Annotated in this window: 16 protein-coding genes; 5 read left to right on the plus strand and 11 right to left on the minus strand. The window is 30.9% G+C overall.

The genetic code is table 11. The annotated features are described in order from the left end of the window. Nucleotides 1-70 precede the first annotated feature (70 nt). Both RSA29_RS06835 and RSA29_RS06840 read right to left on the minus strand, forming a co-directional pair. Nucleotides 71-706, minus strand: a complete 636-nt coding sequence (locus RSA29_RS06835) for a response regulator transcription factor (RefSeq protein ID WP_346942521.1) — start codon at nt 704-706, stop codon at nt 71-73. A gap of 146 nt (nt 707-852) precedes the next feature. After that, complete coding sequence (locus RSA29_RS06840) at nt 853-1,923, minus strand: histidine kinase (RefSeq protein ID WP_346942520.1); 1,071 nt, start codon at nt 1,921-1,923, stop codon at nt 853-855. A gap of 290 nt (nt 1,924-2,213) precedes the next feature. Between RSA29_RS06840 and RSA29_RS06845 the strand changes: the two genes are divergently transcribed. From RSA29_RS06845 to RSA29_RS06855, 3 genes are read left to right on the plus strand one after another with little or no spacing between them, the layout of a single operon-like run. Next, nucleotides 2,214-3,146, plus strand: coding sequence for an ABC transporter ATP-binding protein (locus RSA29_RS06845; RefSeq protein ID WP_346942519.1), 933 nt, complete (start codon nt 2,214-2,216; stop codon nt 3,144-3,146). Between the two features lie 17 nt (nt 3,147-3,163). Beyond that, on the plus strand, nt 3,164-4,279 hold the full coding sequence (locus tag RSA29_RS06850; RefSeq protein WP_346942518.1) for an ABC transporter permease: 1,116 nt from the start codon (nt 3,164-3,166) through the stop codon (nt 4,277-4,279). Beyond that, nucleotides 4,266-5,426, plus strand: a complete 1,161-nt coding sequence (locus tag RSA29_RS06855; protein ID WP_346942517.1) for an ABC transporter permease — start codon at nt 4,266-4,268, stop codon at nt 5,424-5,426. The genes RSA29_RS06850 and RSA29_RS06855 overlap by 14 nt, the downstream gene beginning before the upstream one ends. Nucleotides 5,427-5,567: 141 nt before the next feature. Here RSA29_RS06855 and RSA29_RS06860 read toward each other — a convergent pair whose 3' ends face one another. After that, nucleotides 5,568-6,746: a hypothetical protein gene (locus RSA29_RS06860; protein ID WP_346942516.1), complete on the minus strand. Its 1,179-nt coding sequence runs from the start codon at nt 6,744-6,746 to the stop codon at nt 5,568-5,570. A 190-nt stretch (nt 6,747-6,936) separates the two neighbouring features. Between RSA29_RS06860 and RSA29_RS06865 the strand changes: the two genes are divergently transcribed. Next, entirely contained in the window at nt 6,937-7,590 is a 654-nt protein-coding gene (locus RSA29_RS06865; protein ID WP_346942515.1) for an HD domain-containing protein, read from the plus strand. Nucleotides 7,591-7,727: 137 nt separating this feature from the next. Here RSA29_RS06865 and RSA29_RS06870 read toward each other — a convergent pair whose 3' ends face one another. After that, nucleotides 7,728-9,542, minus strand: coding sequence for an ABC transporter ATP-binding protein (locus RSA29_RS06870; RefSeq protein WP_346942514.1), 1,815 nt, complete (start codon nt 9,540-9,542; stop codon nt 7,728-7,730). Further along, nucleotides 9,532-11,340, minus strand: a complete 1,809-nt coding sequence (locus RSA29_RS06875) for an ABC transporter ATP-binding protein (RefSeq protein ID WP_346942513.1) — start codon at nt 11,338-11,340, stop codon at nt 9,532-9,534. Before RSA29_RS06875 ends, RSA29_RS06870 begins: the two co-directional genes overlap by 11 nt. Nucleotides 11,341-11,672: 332 nt before the next feature. On the opposite strand from RSA29_RS06875, the gene RSA29_RS06880 reads away from it, so the two are divergent. Continuing rightward, entirely contained in the window at nt 11,673-12,107 is a 435-nt protein-coding gene (locus RSA29_RS06880; RefSeq protein WP_346942512.1) for a GNAT family N-acetyltransferase, read from the plus strand. Nucleotides 12,108-12,505: 398 nt separating this feature from the next. Here the strand turns inward: RSA29_RS06880 and hypE are convergent, their stop codons facing one another. The 6 genes from hypE to RSA29_RS06910 all read right to left on the minus strand — a co-directional run bounded on the left by hypE (nt 12,506) and on the right by RSA29_RS06910 (nt 19,236). After that, on the minus strand, nt 12,506-13,513 hold the full coding sequence (gene hypE / locus RSA29_RS06885; RefSeq protein ID WP_346942511.1) for a hydrogenase expression/formation protein HypE: 1,008 nt from the start codon (nt 13,511-13,513) through the stop codon (nt 12,506-12,508). 318 nt (nt 13,514-13,831) lie between these two features. Further along, nucleotides 13,832-14,923 carry a hypothetical protein gene (locus RSA29_RS06890; RefSeq protein ID WP_346942510.1) on the minus strand — a complete coding sequence of 364 codons (1,092 nt, stop codon included), beginning with the start codon at nt 14,921-14,923 and terminating at the stop codon, nt 13,832-13,834. 308 nt (nt 14,924-15,231) lie between these two features. After that, nucleotides 15,232-16,530 carry a glycine/betaine/sarcosine/D-proline family reductase selenoprotein B gene (locus RSA29_RS06895; RefSeq protein WP_346942509.1) on the minus strand — a complete coding sequence of 433 codons (1,299 nt, stop codon included), beginning with the start codon at nt 16,528-16,530 and terminating at the stop codon, nt 15,232-15,234. 22 nt (nt 16,531-16,552) lie between these two features. Continuing rightward, nucleotides 16,553-17,839, minus strand: a complete 1,287-nt coding sequence (locus tag RSA29_RS06900; protein ID WP_346942508.1) for a glycine/sarcosine/betaine reductase component B subunit — start codon at nt 17,837-17,839, stop codon at nt 16,553-16,555. A 97-nt stretch (nt 17,840-17,936) separates the two neighbouring features. Next, complete coding sequence (locus tag RSA29_RS06905; RefSeq protein WP_346942507.1) at nt 17,937-18,320, minus strand: GrdX family protein; 384 nt, start codon at nt 18,318-18,320, stop codon at nt 17,937-17,939. A 274-nt stretch (nt 18,321-18,594) separates the two neighbouring features. After that, a complete protein-coding gene (locus RSA29_RS06910; protein ID WP_346942506.1) occupies nt 18,595-19,236 on the minus strand; it encodes a GntR family transcriptional regulator in 642 nt (213 codons plus the stop codon).

A 19,236-nucleotide genomic window follows, 5' to 3' on the forward strand; every position in this document is an offset into this window, starting at 1 on the left:
ATATGATATTAAATCATATATTTTATATATTTTCAATGATTTATTTATGTTTTAAAATATATATTTAATGCTACCTATCCACTTGCATATTATTAAAATAAAATATGGCTAATTGGGTTCTATCTCTAATTCTTAACTTCTCTAAAATAATACTTACATAATTTCTAATTGTACCCTCACTTAAAAATAACTTTGAAGCTATCTCTTTATTCGAAAACCCTTTAGAAACTAATGTTATTATTTCAATTTCTTTATCTACTAAATTATATTTTGATAGATCCTTTTTATTAGAATTACCACTTAGTATATTGGGTAGTTTTGATACAATTTCTTCACCAAAAACACTTTGTCCAAGATCTACTGCTTTCAAAGCTTGGACAATGCCTTCGAAATGTTGTTTTAAGATATAACCTTTAGCTCCTATTTTTAAAGTAGTTATGATATACTCATCATCTTCAAATGTTGTTAGAAATACCACTTTTCCATCTTTATGAGATTTAAAAATCTCCTGAGCCGCTTCAAGACCTGTGATTCCATTCATACGAATATCCATAAGTAGTATGTCTGGCTCATATTTATCATAAAGTTTTATTGCCTCTTCTCCACTATATCCAAGTGCTACAACCTCAATATCGCTAGAAGTTTCAATTATAGTCTTTAGCGACGTTGCAATCAGCTTATCATCATCTACTATAATTATTTTCATATATCTAACCCTCCTTTGGCTAAAAATTTTCATCTTAGTGTTGTAATCTCAATATTATTTTCAATATTATTTTGTTATTTTATATAAATAAAGTGCATTCATAATATTAGTATTTTATTACTTTTCATAATCAATAACTATCAATATTAATAATTATCGCTTTTCATAAAAGATATAAACACTTTAAAACCATTCATATTATCAATATTTACAATGCCTTTGAATCCGTCTACACGCTTTCTAATATTTTCAAGCCCCATACCATTATCAATGTTCTTATTTTTCTTTGTTCCATTATCCATAATGATTACTTGATATAGCTTGGGGTGCTCATATAAATTAATTGATAGTTTTGTGGCATTTGAATGTTTTATAACATTTGATAGTGCCTCTTTAACAATTGCAATAATAGAATATTTAACCTTTATATCAAGATTTGAAGAAAATTCATAGTTTAGATTTACTTCACAAAATGTAAAAGCTTTAGTTAAATTTAAAAGTTGCATATGTAAATCAATTGAATCTTCATGAAGATTGTGAACACTACTTCTAATAGAATTCATCCCCTCATTTAAAGTATTTTTAATATTTCCAAGTAAACTCTTCGTAGATTCCTCTTTTGTAAGTGCTATTGTTGCACCAATTTGCAAAATAGAACTTGTTAAAAGATGCCCTACATTATCGTGTATTTCACGAGCAATACGATTTCTTTCATTTAAGGTAGCTAAATTAATCTCTGCATCCTGTTTATCCCCTAGTTCTTTAAGCTTCTCTTCTAAAACTAATGAAAGTTCCGTTAAATCATCCCTCTTTTTTATAAAATCATTATGTAACTTCTCATATTTTAAGGATGTATATTTCAATATAATTCCTACAATAATCAAAGCAACAATGGTAATACTTATTTCAACTGAATAGGACTCTATATTTATAAGATAAGAGATTAAAACTATTGGAATCATATACCTATATTTTGAAAAAATCACATCATAAAAAACAACTGGTATCATAACTAAAAATTCAGGATACACCCCACAAATAATACAATACATTAAATATGAAGTTATATTTAGCTCATCTTTATTAAAATATTCTAGAAAACTAGCTACTGCTACTACTATTAGAATAGGAAGAATTGCCTTATTTATAGAGTTATTTGTTAAAATTATAGTTATTGACCCAAGGAGAAGAATAATTTTATTTAGAATATTATTCATTTGCATATCCTTTCATCTAACATTATAGCTATATACTATCACATGAAATATTCTAAATCTATAAATTATTCAACAAACTCAGTTAGTAAAATTTATATGAAGACTTTTTAAGTTCTATAAATTATAATTCTAAAATCAAACCTGACAAATGTCATATTAAAGTTATGACATCTTACACTTATATGTAAGAGACTTTCCATCTATACTTTAAATATAAATTAAATATTAGTTATGTTTCAAAAGAGTTTTTTATATAAAAACTTATTCTAAATAAGGAAAGAGGTAATATTATGGTTGTTAAAATAGAAAACTTGGTAAAAAGATATGGTGATTTAATCGCTGTAGATCATCTAAATTTAAATATTAAACAAGGAGAAATATTTGGACTCTTAGGTCCTAACGGTTCCGGAAAAACCACCACAATAAATTGTATATTATCATTGCTGAAGTACGATAAAGGTACCATAGAAATTTTCGGGCAAGAAATGACTCCTACTACCTACAATGTAAAAAAAGATATTGGTATAGTTATGCAAAATGTAGCTGTTTTTGATGATCTTACAGTCTATGAAAATGTTGATTATTTCTGTGGTCTATATATTGCAAATAAGCATAAAAGGAAATTGCTTGTAGAGGAAGCCATAGAATTCGTGGGACTTACCGATTTCAAAAAGTTTACTCCTAAGAAATTAAGTGGTGGACTTTTAAGAAGATTAAATATAGCCTGTGGAATTGCTCATAAACCCAAATTAATTATCCTTGATGAACCAACCGTTGCTGTGGATCCCCAAAGTAGAAACCATATTTTAGAAGGAATCCGAAAATTAAATCAAGAAGGATCTACAATTATTTATACCTCCCATTACATGGAAGAAATTGAGCAACTTTGCACTTCAATTGCTATAATGGACAATGGTAAAGTTATTGCCAGCGGCACTAAAGAAGAACTAAAATCTATGATTTCTATTGGCGAAAAAATAGTTGTTGAAGCCTACAATTTAAATAATACTCAACTTGAAAGTATTAAATCATTTCCTAATGTTACAGACCTAGAATACAATGAAAATATACTAACGGCGAGAACCCAAAGTGGACATAGTAATCTCGCCAAAGTTATTAGCTATATTGAAGATGAAAAAATAAGCTATGGGAAAATCTATTCAGAGCTACCTACTTTAAATGATGTATTTTTAGAGATTACCGGTAAGCAACTTAGAGATTAGTAAAGGAGGAACCAATTATGTATTGGCATGTTTTTAAATATCAACTAAAGTGTAAATTTAAGGATAAAGAAGGTTTGTTCTGGGGTTTGATGTTCCCAATAATTCTTGCCACATTTTTCAACTTAGCCTTCTCAAATATTATGTCTGGAGAATCTTTTGAGAAAATAAATATTGCCCTTGTAAACACTAGCAATATGACAGAAGAATTTAATACTGCTATTACCGAAAGTAACCTATTCACAATAAAAAATGCAGATGAATCTGAAGCAGCTAATTTACTTTCAAGAGGTGAAATTGCAGGGTACATCACCTTTGAAGATAAAATCCATATAAATGTTGCAAAGTCTGGTATGAATGAGTCAATGATTAAGACCTTTGTAGATACTTTTAGCCAAAAAATTTCTACTATAACAAATGTGGTGACTAAAAATTCGACCTATCTCACTGCTGATGTTATAGAGAATCTAAGTATCAACAAGGATTATACTGATAATGAAAATTCAATGGATTCAACTAATCCCCTTGTAATTTGCTTTTATTCCCTACTTGCAATGACTTCTCTCCTAGGTGCTAATCTAGGTTGCACTGATGTTATAAATATACAAGCAAATCAATCCCAAAGAGCCGCTAGAATCAACGTTGCACCCTCAAATAAAATCAAGTTATTCTTAGCTACAATAAGTGCCAGCCTATTACTCCACTTTACTAATGTATTATTAGTTATATTATATATATCTCAGGTACTAAACGTTGATTTTGGAAATTCACTTGGATTTGTAATTCTACTTTCATTTGTTAGTTGCTTTACAGGGATAACACTTGGTACTATGGTGAGCTCTCTTATAAATAAAAAGGCAAGCACTAAGGAAGCAATTTTGCTTCTGATTATAATGATTGGAAGCTTTTTTTCAGGAATGATGTCCATTGATATTAAATATATCATCCAAAACAAATTTCCTATCATGTCATATATAAATCCAGCAAATTTAATTACAGATGGATTCTACTCCCTATACTATTATGATACCTTTAATAGATTTTTTTTAAATTTAAGTATACTAACATCCTTCGGAATTATATTTGGAGTTATTACCTATCTTGTATTGAGGAGGCAAAAATATGCAAGTATTTAAGCAATATTTTAAGATTGTACGAAAGAGTGCTCTTTCCTCATTAGTAATTTATATAGTTATCTTTACAATTTTAACTTTAATGTTCTCAAATATGGGTGGTGCTGCAACAGAACCTTCCTTTGAAACTTCAAAATGTGCTGTAGCTGTAATAAATAATGATACTTCTTTCCTTTCAGAAACCCTTGAAAAATATATTGGGGAAAATTCAAAAATTGTAGAAATAAATACTGGTGAAGAAGGTATTAAAGATGCCTTATTCTTTAGAAAGGCTGAAGTTGTTATAACTATTCCTGAAGGTTTTGGTGACAGTTTTATAACATCTACTCCTTACAATTTAATTACTCAAAGTATTCCTAACTCCTCTAGTACTATTTTTGTGAAAAACATGGTTAATAACTACTTAACTACTACAAATTTATATGTAGATACTATGAGCGATACTAACTGGGAAGAAATTAGTAAACTTGTTCTTAATGATTTATCTATTAATACTAAGGTAACCTTAAGTGATGAAGGAATACCTATTTCTAAAAATAGTATTAATTATTATTTTAATTACCTTTCCTATGCTTTAATTAGTATATTAATCCTTGGAATTTCAATCACATCCAATATATTTAATTCTCCAGATATTAAAAGAAGAAATCTATGTTCTCCCATAAAACCAACTAGAGTTAGTTTAGAAATCTTCCTTGGAAATACAACTTTAGCTTTTGTAACTTGGCTCTTTTTCTTTATTTTTTCTATCGTCATGTACAAAGGGGCTATGTTTACTACAAGTGGATTACTTTATGGACTAAATTCTTTAGTATTTACTATGGTATGTCTATCCTTAAGCTTCCTCATTGGAAATATAGCATCAAAAACTGCAATAAACCCAATTTCAAACTGTGTTGCTCTTGGTGGTTGTTTCCTTGGCGGTGCCTTTGTTCCACAAAATCTACTAAGTGAAACTGTAAAAAATATTGCAGTGGTAAACCCAGTATATTGGTTTATAAAAATCAACGATAAAATTGGTGCTTTATCTGTTTTCGATAAGGAAACTTTAACTCCTCTACTATTTGAAACGGTTATACTTCTTGCCTTTGCCGCTGCTTTCTTAGGAATAGCCTTGGTAGTTATAAAGCAAAAGAGAACTAAATACTAGCATAAAACTCCCTAAGATTACTTATTTATCTTAGGGAGTTTTTATTTTTTAACTGTCTTAATTAATTTTCGCATCCATTGGACATAAGTTTACACATCTCTTAATTAATCCTACTGATGTTTTATATTATCTAAAAACATACTATTTTTCCTTAATCCAATTCATAATCATAAGTTCCATATCAGCTTCACCCTTAACTGGATACTTCTTCGCTAATTCCTCACCTTCCTTATAACACTTTAAAGCTTTCGTCATATCCTTTGTATAAAAAGCTTCATAAGCCATAATTACTCGCTTCTTTCCAATCATAAACTTTGCAGCTTTCATATACTTTTTTAAAGTCTTATCATATAGCTTATCTATAACATCTTTATCACAGTTCCCAATAAGTTCCAAAAACATTCTCTCACAGTTGACTTCAAGCCTATATAATGGCACTAACTTTTCTAAATTATGTTCAAAAGAACCTAATGATTTCCTTGCACCTTCAAAATCCATATTATCTAGATACCAATTATATTCCATTAGCCTTATAGACGTATTAAGTGGATTTGTAAGATTTGCTCCCGCTGAAAGCTTAAACATTTCAAGAGGCATGTCCTTAATTCTTTCTCCAAAACTTTGCAATCCATTAACTCTTAATTGAACATAAAAGGCATTTTTAGCTTCCTCATCTTTAGCCATTGATATTACATTATACCCATCATTTGCAACTCCGCTAACTTTTAATGGAATTCCATTAGTCACTGCTGCAAATATACCTGCTGCTCCAAATAGAACTAAGATTGCATTAATTGGAAATGGAACCCCTTCAACAAATATTACTATTAAAATACCTATAATGGATGTTATTAAATTAATTATAACTCCACCGAAATTATAAATTACAAAAGGATACTTTCCATCTATCATAGTTGGAGGCATCATAAGGCACTGTCCAGCTGTTCCAGGTATATTAAATTTCTTTTGCCTTAACTTTCCATCCTCTTTAATTAAGGTAAAAGATCCAATTCTAAAGGATACAAAAGAATAGCCTGTCATAAATCCAGCTATAAGGTGACCAGCTTCATGTATTATAATGTGAATAAAATATCCAACAACAAATATTAGTATCAAACCATATATGTTGATTAACTCTACAAATATATTGTCATTTTTAATATATGTATCCATAAATCCATTTAGATACTTATCCGATAAAAACCCTATGACTCCACCTATTACAAGGCAGCTAATGATAAATATAATTACAAATAAAACCTTTTTCCCATTCCCGGTATTTCTTGTTTTATTAGCCTTACTAGATTTGTTATTTTTCATTTACACTTCCCCTATCCAATTAGCATTTTTTACATCTATTGGTACTATTATATCATTAATTATAAAATTACAATATTGTTTATATATAATAAATCTGTAATATTAGCTAATATAATCATACGTTCTATAAGTTTAATTTACTTATTTAAATAGATATAATATGTTAAAATATTTTTATGGAGGTAATTAAATGAATAATAATGAAGTAATTAATAATACCATTGAATTTGTTAAATCAAAACTTTCTGGTGAAGGTAGTGGACATGACTATTTTCATATTGAGAGAGTTTATAAAACTTCACTATACATATCTAACAAAGAGGGCGGAGATAGATTTATAATCTCCCTCGTTGCACTTCTTCATGATATTGACGATTGGAAGTTTTCAAAGGATAACAACACCAATACTAGCAACATAGAGACCTTTTTGAATAGTATAAATGTGGACGATGAAGTTATAAAAAGTGTTTGTACCATAATTAAAACACTATCCTTTAAGGGTGGTGTGGTTAATTCAACACAAGAAACCATAGAAGGTAAAATTGTTCAGGATGCTGACAGATTGGATGCTATTGGAGCCATTGGAATAGCTAGAACCTTTGCCTATGGAGGAAATAAAAATAGAGTGATTTATGATCCATCTATATCCCCAAAAACTTTTAGCTCTCTATCTGAAGTTAAAGATGAATATAATCATACAATAAACCATTTCTATGAAAAACTGCTTAAATTAAAGGATTTGATGAATACAGCTACTGGAAAAACCCTAGCCTTAAAAAGGCATCAAATTATGGAGAGTTTCCTTAATGACTTCTATGATGAATGGAATTGTTCTTTTTTATAATTGGGTTATATAAAAAAATCTATGTTTATATACATCCTACCAGCTATCTGAATAAACCTTCAAACACATCTATAATTCATGTGGAGTGAGTTATTCTTCTTAATCAAACTCCATCTGAATATAAGAATCACTTGATACTATAGGATTAGTTCAGGTTCCGTATAATACTGAGACTGTGATTTCCACATATCTGCATATAATGGACAACTTAAAATCAATTCATCATGGCTACCTATCCCAACAATTCTACCTTCCTTCATAACCACAATACGGTGTGCAAATTTAACTGAACCTAACCTATGAGTTACTATTACGGCTGTTTTCTCCTTTGATATTTCTGCAAATCTTTCATATATTTTAGTTTCTTCTATCGGATCAATCGCTGCTGTAGGTTCATCTAATATGATTAATTCATGCTGTCTATAAAACCCCCTAGCAATTGCAATTTTCTGCCATTGACCACCTGATAAATCTATACCATCAAATTCTCTTGATAGCATAGTGTCATATCCATTTTTGAACGTATTGATATCCATGTCTATTCCCGCTTGTGTAACTGAATGTTTTAAATTTTCCTCGGTGTTATACTTATCTCCCATTTCACTTATTGTAACATTATCTTCGAAACTTAGTTGATACCTCTGAAATTTTTGAAATACAGCTGATACTCCTTGAAATAAATCCCTTGATGCAAATTCATTTGTAGCTTTCTTGTTATGAAAAACTGTACCTGTTTTTGGAAGATATATTCCTGTAATTAGCCTAATCAATGTGGATTTACCTGAACCATTTTCACCCACTACAGCGATAGTTTCACCTTTATGGATTTCTAAATTAATATTTTCTACTGCATTTTTATCTGCAAGAGGATAAGCAAAGCTAACATCTTTTAAACTGATATCTCCATGGACTGTTTTTTCATGTTTATAATCGCTATAATCCCTTTCTGGAAGATCTAAGAATCTTAAATAGTTTTGTATTTTTCCAAAACTTTCTGCAAAGTATCCAAGTCGATTACATATCATTTCTTCCATGGTTGCAAACATACTATCAATAGATGCAAATACAGCAGCAAAAGCACCTACAGTTATTTCCTTATTAATCAAGATACTAAACAACATCCAAAGAATTCCTAAATATCCAACAAGGGATATAAACTTCATAGCAAACTCTATAAGATTCATCTTCATATCGGCCTTCCACTTCAAACTATTCATCTGTGTCAGGGCATCTTTAAATAGTCCCATAAAATATGAACATCCACCTAGAATCCGCGTTTCCTTCACATACTCTCTTCCTACTATACAACTTTCATAGTAATCACTCTTCCTTCTAAATGATGCCGTCTTATCTTCTAAATCAGCAAATACCTTGGCTCTCACTAATTGACTTAGTAACACTGGTAAAAAAATCAATAGTAATGATACTACTAATATAGGTTTTAATGAAAATAAATAAGCCCCCATAAATATATAATATGGTATATATGCTGTAAGTACATCCATAATTGTATTTATAAATCCGTCTGCATTCCTTGTACCCAAATATGACTTATCAATATGATCCAAAATTTCTGGATTCTCAAATGAAATTGGATCTAACTTTGCCATTTTTAGATTGATATTATGAGAAAGCTTTCCTGTAGATTTCATATAATATGTCTCTCCAATGACACTATAAATACCAAACTCCACTTCTTTTAACACTTTTATTACAAAGAGTGTCAAAAGCGCCAAAATAGCCTGTTCCAATGTTCCCTTATTGGTTGCTAAATTTGCTACAGAATCAAATAATTTCTGCATATACACAACAGCTCCAACTAGAAGGATGCTATCTATAAATGAACATGTATAATTTAAAATAAATAGTCCAGGGGATACAGATGCTATCTGTGGAAAAAGTCTTGCTATCATAGTCCATAGAGACATTGGCTTTTCTTCTTTACTCCTCATTGTACCAGCTCCTTTGCGCCTCAAACATTTCTGCATATATACCTTTTTTACAAATTAGTTCCTCATGGCTACCTCGCTCTGCAATTTTCCCCTTATCTACTACTAACACCTCATCTGCCAACCTTGCAGCTCCTAGCCTGTGAGTAATAAGAATTGTTGATTTACCCTTGCTAACTTGTCCAAATAATTCATAAACCTTACTCTCATTTATTGGATCAAGAGCTGCCGTTGGCTCATCGAGAATATATATTGGTGCATCACTTACTATAGTTCTTGCAATTGCAACTCTCTGCCATTGACCACCTGATAAATCAATACCATCACCTTCTATTTTACCTAAAGATGTTCCAATCCCTTTAGGTAGCTTATTTATCTCATCTATCATTTTCATACTATCTAGTGCCTTTTCTACTAATTCCTTCTGCTTATCATCATTTAAAACTTCTCCACATTTACCTAAAAGTACATTATCCTTAAGTGTTACATAGTATTTTGCAAAGTCCTGATATACTACAGAAAAATACGCTTTTAACTGTGCTTGAGTAAACTCTCTAATATTTCTACCATTAATCAGTATGTCTCCTTTATAATTATCATATAATCCCGTTAATAACTTAGTAATAGTTGTCTTACCAGCTCCATTTTCTCCCACAAAAGCATACTGCCTATTATTTTTCAAATTCATAGAAATTCCATTTAAAATCTTTCTATCAGTACCTGGATAAGCAAAATACACATCTTTAAATTCTATACTTTCAAAAGGTATCTTTTGTGCTAATACATCTGGTAATCCATCAACACCAAATACTTCCTCAAGGTTTGAAAATTCCGTGAAATCCCTTAAGTATAATTTATTCTTCGTATACTCCATCATTACTACTGTCAATTGCCATGATATCTGTTGTACCAAATTAAATGACACAGTAACTAAACTCATATACATTCCCACAGTAATATCTCCACTGCTTACTGGGCGTATCAATATTAAAGCAATTATCATAGATAAAAATGCTACAATAATACTTGCTGTTTTCATCTTTAAAGAGTTCTTAACATCTGCCTTCATTTCTATTTTGCGTGCAATTTCAAACCAGTGAAACCATCTTTTATCAATTGCATTTGTATAACCAAATAAGTGACGTTCTTCTACATTTTCTCTTGAAGAAAGAACTTCCTTTAAGTAATTTGCTTTTCTTCTAACTTTATTTGCCTCTTCAAATGCCTCGTAGTCAGCTTTTCCACTTTTAAATGCCAATAATAACAGTGGCATACCGATGCATACAACTGCAATTGCAATCCACCACACTTGAGTCGCAATAAGAAAAATAAGTCCTGCAATTCTAACTCCATAATCTATAATGCTTAACAGGTTTTCAAACCCCTTAACTATACGTTCCGATGTATCTTGACCTACTCTTGAAATCAGATCCCAAGTCTCATTATTTTCAACATGTTTATAATCTAAACGACTACGCTTTTTTATCACTGCCGGACGAATAACTTCACTAATCTGCAAATCAAGCTTTAACTTCATGAAGGATAATAACATAGATGATAACCATGAAAATCCAATTAATACCATAATCCAAAGTAGTGGATAATAAATCCTATTCATACCGCCATTTTCAAAAACATCAATGGCTGTATCTATAAATGACGCTGTAACCAATACCTGAATGCTTGGAATTGCAGCAGTAAAAACTCTCAATATTACTATACATATTACCGTCATAGGCATAATATCAAAAGGTATTCTAATATAGTCAACTACCCAATATTTTCTTTTTTCTATTTCCATATTTTATACTCCTTCTTTTTTGCTTCATTATTGTCTCTCTCTTTTGGCCCATCAGTATATCTGTATATCTGTATATCTGTACATATCTCTTACATCAAATTTACCAGTTTTTAATATGCTTCTTACTTATTCGATAACCTCATTATAACATATTAATACATATAAACCATATATAACTATTAGTTCGATTAAAGGTTTTAACTCAATTTACTTTATTTCCAAACTCTAAATTTTTTATCTGTTTTCCCCCAATATTATCCTATTAATTTCTTGTTTATGATAAAATATATATGTTATTAGCTAAATTAAATTTCAAAAGTGAGGTTATTATAATGAAGGATGTGCTGATTAGAGAAATTGCTGTAGAGGACTTTAAACACATATATTTATTAAATAAGGAACTTGGCTATGAATACAAACTTGAAAAAGTAGCTACTAGAATTAAACATATACTTGAGAACACCAAGGATATCATTTTAGTTGCTGAATATAATAATGAGGTTATTGGATATATACATGGTACCCCCTACGAATCTCTTCGATTTGATTCCATTGTAAATCTTTTAGGCTTTGTAGTTGAAGAAAGGTATAGAAATAAAGGAATTGGGAATATACTTATAGAGAGCTTAGAATATAGGGTAAAGAAACTGGGATTTTCAGGAATAAGATTATTATCAGGTTGTAATCGCATTAATGCCCATAAATTCTATGAAAATCACGGATATTCTGTTAATAGAATTCAAAAAAAATTTATTAAGCTTTTCTAATAATATTAAAAGAGGTGTTTATTATAAGTCCAAAATTCCTGAAAAATTTATGGCTTATAGGTAGTTTGTGCTTTATTCTTTCCTTCGGTTATTATTATAAAAATGATTCGCCAATTTGTTGGTATCAACTATTTATTGCATTACTCTTCTATATTAATGCTTATATCTGTAATGGTAAATTAAAAAAGAACTAAACTATATCATAAAAACAATCCTTGTAGATACTATTAAGGCTGCCTCAAAAACATTGATTCAACCTAAAATCAATGTTTTTAAGACAGCCCTCTTTAATTTTAAATTCTAAATTGTGAATTTCCAACCTTGAATCCTAAATTCTAAATTCTAAATTTTTAATTTTAAATTCTTAATTCTAAATTTTTAATTCTAAATTTTTAATTCTAACATATCCTAGGTAACAACTCGCCTTGAAGCAACTTTAAAATTTTCCTTGAACCTAAATAGGTCCTAAGATATAGGTTTTTTTTATCTCCCTCAATTACTTCACCAATGACCATTGCATTTTTCCCAAACTCATTTAACTTCATAGTCTCTAGAACCTTATCCGCATCTTTTGCACTGACTATACAAATTAACTTACCTTCATTGGCTACATAGAGGGGATCAAAGCCGAGAATATCACAAAAGCTACGTACTTCTTCATTTATAGGTATCTGTTCTTCCCATATTTCCATGGTATTTCCACTTATATTCACCAATTCTTTTAATGTATTTGCTAGTCCACCCCTTGTAGGATCTCTCATTACTCTAATTTCACTACTACATTTCATTATATCCCTAGTTAATTTATTCAAAGATGCACAATCACTTTTAATATTTGATTCTACTGCTAAGCCTTCTCTTTCATTGATAATACACATACCGTGCTCCCCAATAGTGCCACTTAATATTATTTTATCACCTACTACCATATTTCTTCCATTTAGTATATAACTATCATCTCCTATTACTCCTATCCCTGTGGTATTAATATATACTTTATGTCCCCGACCTCGTTCTACAACCTTAGTATCACCCACTACAATCTTTATCCCAGCCTTCTTCGCCTCACTTCCCATAGATTTTGCTATTTTTTCTAGATTTTCTATCTCGAACCCTTCTTCAATAATAAATCCTACCGTAACATATAATGGAGTTGCACCACTAACAGCTAAATCATTTACTGTTCCACATATACTTAGCTTACCTATATCTCCACCACTGAAGAATATAGGGTCAACAACAAAACTGTCTGTAGTTACTGCAATGTTACCCTTTATCTCTTTTAATATAGTAGCATCATTTTGTTCTAGTAATTCATCATTCCAAAAATGATTAAAAAATACTTTTTCAATTAACTTATAACTTTCCTCCCCACCATTACCGTGGGCCAATGTTATAATATCCATAAATTTTCTTTAGTGAGAGAGTGTATTGTAAGTATCAAACCCTCACTAAATCCTCCTTTCTTACCAATCTTTCTTTACAAATCTGTGCATTATCAAAATATGCAAAATTTTATCACCTTAGAACAATTTACAATGCTGCTTAATGGTAATCTTACCATTATCAATATATTATTTTTGTCACAATAAGAATTTCTTGAAAACAAAATGACATACTTCTTCAAGCATGCCATTTCCCACAATAATTTTAGATATTATTAGCAAGTTGTTGCCCTTTACAATTCATACTTGCCTTATAAAGAATTATTTTATTTAAAACTTCTATTTGCAAAACCCCTTATTTCTTATAGTTTTCACAATCATAAATCCTAATAGAATAATACCTACATAGCCGTTTATTACATAAATTATATTTACTAGTTTATCAAATGGAACTAATAATCCAACAAAAACACCTATTGCAGCTAACGCTACTGTTAGCACTCTAAATTTACTGGTTTTCTCCTCTGAAAATCTAGCAACTACCTGCCATAAAAGTGGAACTGCTGTTGTGTATATACCAACTATTACTATGAATGAAAATATAAAAGCTAGTACTGGGCTTATATTTCCTGCTAATACCAGTGTTGGAACCATTGTTCCTGCTAATTGCTCAATATTTGCAAGGATGCCTAATGTTATAATTACTAATGCTACACTGAATCCTACCGCTCCAAAGGTTACTCCAAGTACTGATTCTTTTCTAGTTTTACTAGATGCTCCCATAGATGTCATGAATGCGGCAAGCCACAACATGCAAAATCCTACATAGGAAGCCGCCGCATAAAACCAGTTAGTGGATGCCTTCATTAAATTAAGTTTTGGTAATACCTCATTTACTGTTGTAAGTCCATGTGGATTTTTTATTATAGCAGATACACCTAAAATAATTGTTAATATAATTATAATAGGACCTATTTTCCCTATTACATCTACTATTTTTCCTAGACCAAATATTACTGTACATGTCGCAAGTATACCTATTGCTATTCCCCCAACATATGTTGGTAAACTATATTGCTGGTGAAGCGTTGCACCGGCTCCTCCTATCATAACGATGTATGACATATATATAAATGCAATAGAAAAGTAATCATAAAAACTTCCTACTATGTTTCCACAATAATATTTATATATCTCACTACCTTTTTTAAACTTATGCTTTTGTCCTACAGTTACAAAATCTACACCTACATAAAGAAATAGTAAAAATACTACTATAACTCCTAATACCCCTAAATAGCCGTATGAACTAAAGTATTGTAATACCTCTTGTCCTGTTGCAAAACCAGAACCTATTAAAAATGCTATAAATGCACCTGCATAAGTAATAATTCTTTTCCAGCTTATTTCTTCTTTTTCCCTAGCTAACATATTAACATCTCCCAACATTATTAATATAAACCTAATTCCATATTGCCTTATTTTCATGTAATCATATGTTTCTAAAGTATAATTTAATAGATCTCAACTTTATCCTCATATTTATCATATGTTAGGTTATTTAATTGTTTTAGGAAAAGGGCTTTCTTCATAATGATTATTTGAAATCATTTGTAGCTAGCCCTTCGTTACTCTATTAATGGGATTTTCAACGCTATATTTCAAGTTGTTGTTGAAGTTCATATTAATATTATCCAATATGATTTCATAATCAACACCATATTACCTATAGCTTTTTATTAAAACTGAGTTACTTCCATTATTTCTGTACTTAAGGCAGTTAACGCTCTACCAACCATTTTCTTTCTTAATACATATTCCTCATTTTTAGGAATATTCGGATTGCCAACTGGATAAGGTATTGCAATAGTTGGAACAATTCTATTTGCACCTACTGATTCAGAAATAGTTGTTATTGTAGACATATGAACTATTGCTATTCCATATCTTTCAATTTCTTTTACCATTGTTGCACCGCAACGTGTACAAGTTCCTCACGTTGACGTTAGTATAACGCCATCTACGCCAGCTTCTTTTAACTCTTTTCCTATCTCTTTACCAAATGTTATTGAATTACCAACTGAAGTACCCGTACCTGTTGTAGTATAGAAATTTTCAAATACTTTGCCTATAACTCCATCTTTTTCAAACTCTTTAAGTATATCAAGAGGTGCTATACGATCCGCAATTTCATTTGCATATACTGGGTCAAATCCACCATGGATAGTACAATAGCTACCTGTAAGTCCATCTTTTCCACTTACATCATACTTGCCCCATTTTTGAGCACTTGCTGATTGAATTCTATCTGGATTACCAAATGGAACCATACCACCACTAGTTACTAAAGCTATAGTTGCCTTACTTAAATCTTTTATAGCTGCTGCTGGATCAACTTTATCGAATACTGGCATAGGAAGCTCAGTTTCAAAGGGCTTATCATTTAATCTTGCAAGTAACATATCTACAGCTCTCTCTGATCCTCGTTTATCTGCAAATACAGTAAGTCTCTTCCCTTGAGCTATATATCCTTCTTCCTCTGGAGACCCGATTTCTTCATTTTTCATTAATTTAAGTGCAAGTTTAGCCATTACTGGTAAAGCTTTACGCATTCCAGCTGCTGAATCCGGCACACTAACAACTATTGATTTCCCTCTACATACATCTAAGCCTGGATTTTCTATATACATTCCTGTAACTACTGGTATTCCTAGTTTATCAACTACAGCGTTTGCAACTCCGGCACAAGCCATTCCATATCTACCTGCATTAAATGCTGGTCCTGCAATAACTATATCTGGTTTTTGCTCTGAAATAACTTTCATAATATATTCTAAAGCTTCTTCTTTATTTTCATTAAAATAGTTATCTCCACAAATTAATGTTCCAATAACTTCCCCCTGTCCTTGAAGTAGACCATTAAATCCTAATGCTGGTCCAACAGTTTCAGCCTTAAATAATGGCTCCATATCAGCCTTTTCTTCCCCGCCGATTTGACCAAAGAATTGATTTACATAATATAATACTTTAAATTTCATATTGATCCTCCTTTCAAAACTACTAATATAATTTAACTGTACAGTTATGATATCCGATTTCTGAGGTTGCTCCAATTACTGCATTTAACTCACATCTCAAAGTTCCATCATTTTCTAATGAACCTTCCCAACCGCCTGCAAGAGTTGCAATTGCTGAATCATTTCCTATTACTCTATCTGCTGGTGGAAGTATAACTACATGACTTACATTTCCTGTAGATATTACTGCTATTGCCTCTTTTGTTGTATCTGCTAAAGGTTGAGACATACCATCACGCCCTGAACATTCGTCAGTAATTAGCACAGTCTTTATCCCTGAAACTTCTAATCTCTTACATATCATTAGAAGATCTGAGTCAGGATTACCGTATCCTTCTTCTGATATGATTACTCCATCTGCTCCAAGAGTCTTACATAGCTTAGCTGTATAATCACAAGTTCTAAATTTACCTTCAAGTGTTGTTAATTCTGGAGTAAGTATTACACCTAAAAAGTTTATTGTTTTTCCATGTTGCTCATACAAATCAAGGATTGCCGTATTGTTCTGATGCTGATAAGTAGTTATCTTGTCACAAGCTGCAACACAGTTTCCACTAATTACTGCACCATCTAACTCTTCATTTGCATGTAGAAGTGTAGGTAATATAAGTTGACTATTAACGCCATATATATATCCATCATGAAGAAGTCCTTGAGAAATAAGCATTTCTACATAAGCTACTTTTGGAAGGTCTGGATATTTTTTATTTTCATCTGCATAACTTCCCATTTCATAAGTTAGTATTTCATCTGGTTCTATATTTCTGCCTGCTTCTCCAATAAATTCTGCTGCTCTAAGCCCTGCAAGTCTAACAACTTTCTCATGAGCATGTGGAGCTAGTCCATCTACTGGTTTAATATCTAAAACGATGTTAAATGTCTTTGAAAATGGTGTCCATTTTGCCCCTTCACCCCACATATCTACTACACCTTCTTGGAAACCAACTATATCCCCAACTGTTACTATAGCTGCACCATGAAGCACATTAACTTTTCCATATCCAAGTTGAGCCATCTTAGTTGTTACCCCTGGAAATCCATTGCCATCGCCTTCAATTTTTACCCTTGGCTCAATAACGTCTTTAACTGGAATTATTCTTACCCTCTCACCTGGTCTTGCCATGTCAACCTTTACACTTTTCACATTCTCATCTTTTTTAAGTTCGTCAATTAACTCCTTCTCATTCACAGTTAAAATACCACCATTTACAGCAGTTTTATCTCCTAACTTTATGTCCACAATATGAATTCTTCTTAATTCAAGTTTCAAAGAAAGCCACCCCCATTTTTTTATTAATTATTTTTACGGCTATATTTTAAATAACTATTAATACTTAAGTTCAATATTACCTGAGCTATTTTAAAATCTAGCCATTTTCTAACAACAAATTTCTTTCATGTTCATCTAATGATGATTTCAACAGTTCACTATCTATTAATTCATAATCTTCTGAATTTTTTATATCCGGTAATCTCACAGCCATATGCTTTCTATAGTTCTCTATACTATTTTCTATTATCTCTAGATGTATGTCTTCTGTATTTTCTCTCATATCCCCAATTATTATGGAACGATACGGTGAAAATAGCATTCGTAAACTTGCACCTAGTGGATGATTAATTAACTTATGCCCTAAGTGAACAAAATCACGGGACTTAACTAGTACATCTTCAAAACTACCTTCCACAAAAACCACATCGCTATAAGTGCCTTTAACCTTTGGATTGTTAGTCACAATTTGGTATCCCACAAGTTCCCCTCCTCTACCATGATATCTTTGTTAAATTTTGAATCGCTGTTATTTTTTCTATCTTCTACACTTATTATTCTATACGTATTTCATATGTATTTCAAGTGTATTTCAGTAAATTTTTGATATTTTTTCAGAAAATTAAAAAAACCTAAGTTTAAATGACTAATATCATCTAAACTTAGGTTCCTAAGTGACACTCTAAATTTTATATTTTGGTTTTTAACCCTACTTATTAGAATTAATGCCACAATGAATTTCTATAAAATACAATTTAAAGCAGTTCTTTTTTTATTTTCAATACAAATTCATCTATGTGTTCTTTAGCATACTTTTCTGCCTTTTTTGTATCCTTTTCTTTTATTGCTTCCAATACCTTTCCTAAAGTATTAGTGAAAAGATTCATATTATCAAAATATCGTTCGCAATAATGCCATAATCTCTCCGTATGACAATGCAATGATACTAATGCATCTTGTAACCATTGATTGTCACAGCTTGAAAATATAATATTGTGAAATCTTTCATCATCATTTATAGCATTTTGGTAATCTTTACTTATATCATAACTCTCTAATCTAGCTATTATCTCTTCAAGTTCTTTAAGGTTTTCTTCACTTATACGCTCTACTGCAAGCCTAGTTGCAAAAGGATCAAGCTCCCTTGTCAGTTCAAATATAGATTTCATCTGCCTAAAATCAATAGGTGCAACCTGTGCTCCAAATCTCGGCACTATATTTAAAAGCTTATCATTATCTAATTGCTGGAATACACGCCTAATCGGAGTTCTACTGGTTTTAAACTCCTCCGCTACATCTACCTCATTTAAAACTTGCCCTGGCTCATACTTAAGATGTATTATTCTATCTTTCAGTATCTCATATATATCATATGTATCTAATTTGCTATCTGCCAT

This window comes from Clostridium sp., from assembly GCF_036660475.1.
Classification (GTDB): Bacteria; Bacillota; Clostridia; order Clostridiales; family Clostridiaceae; genus Clostridium_J.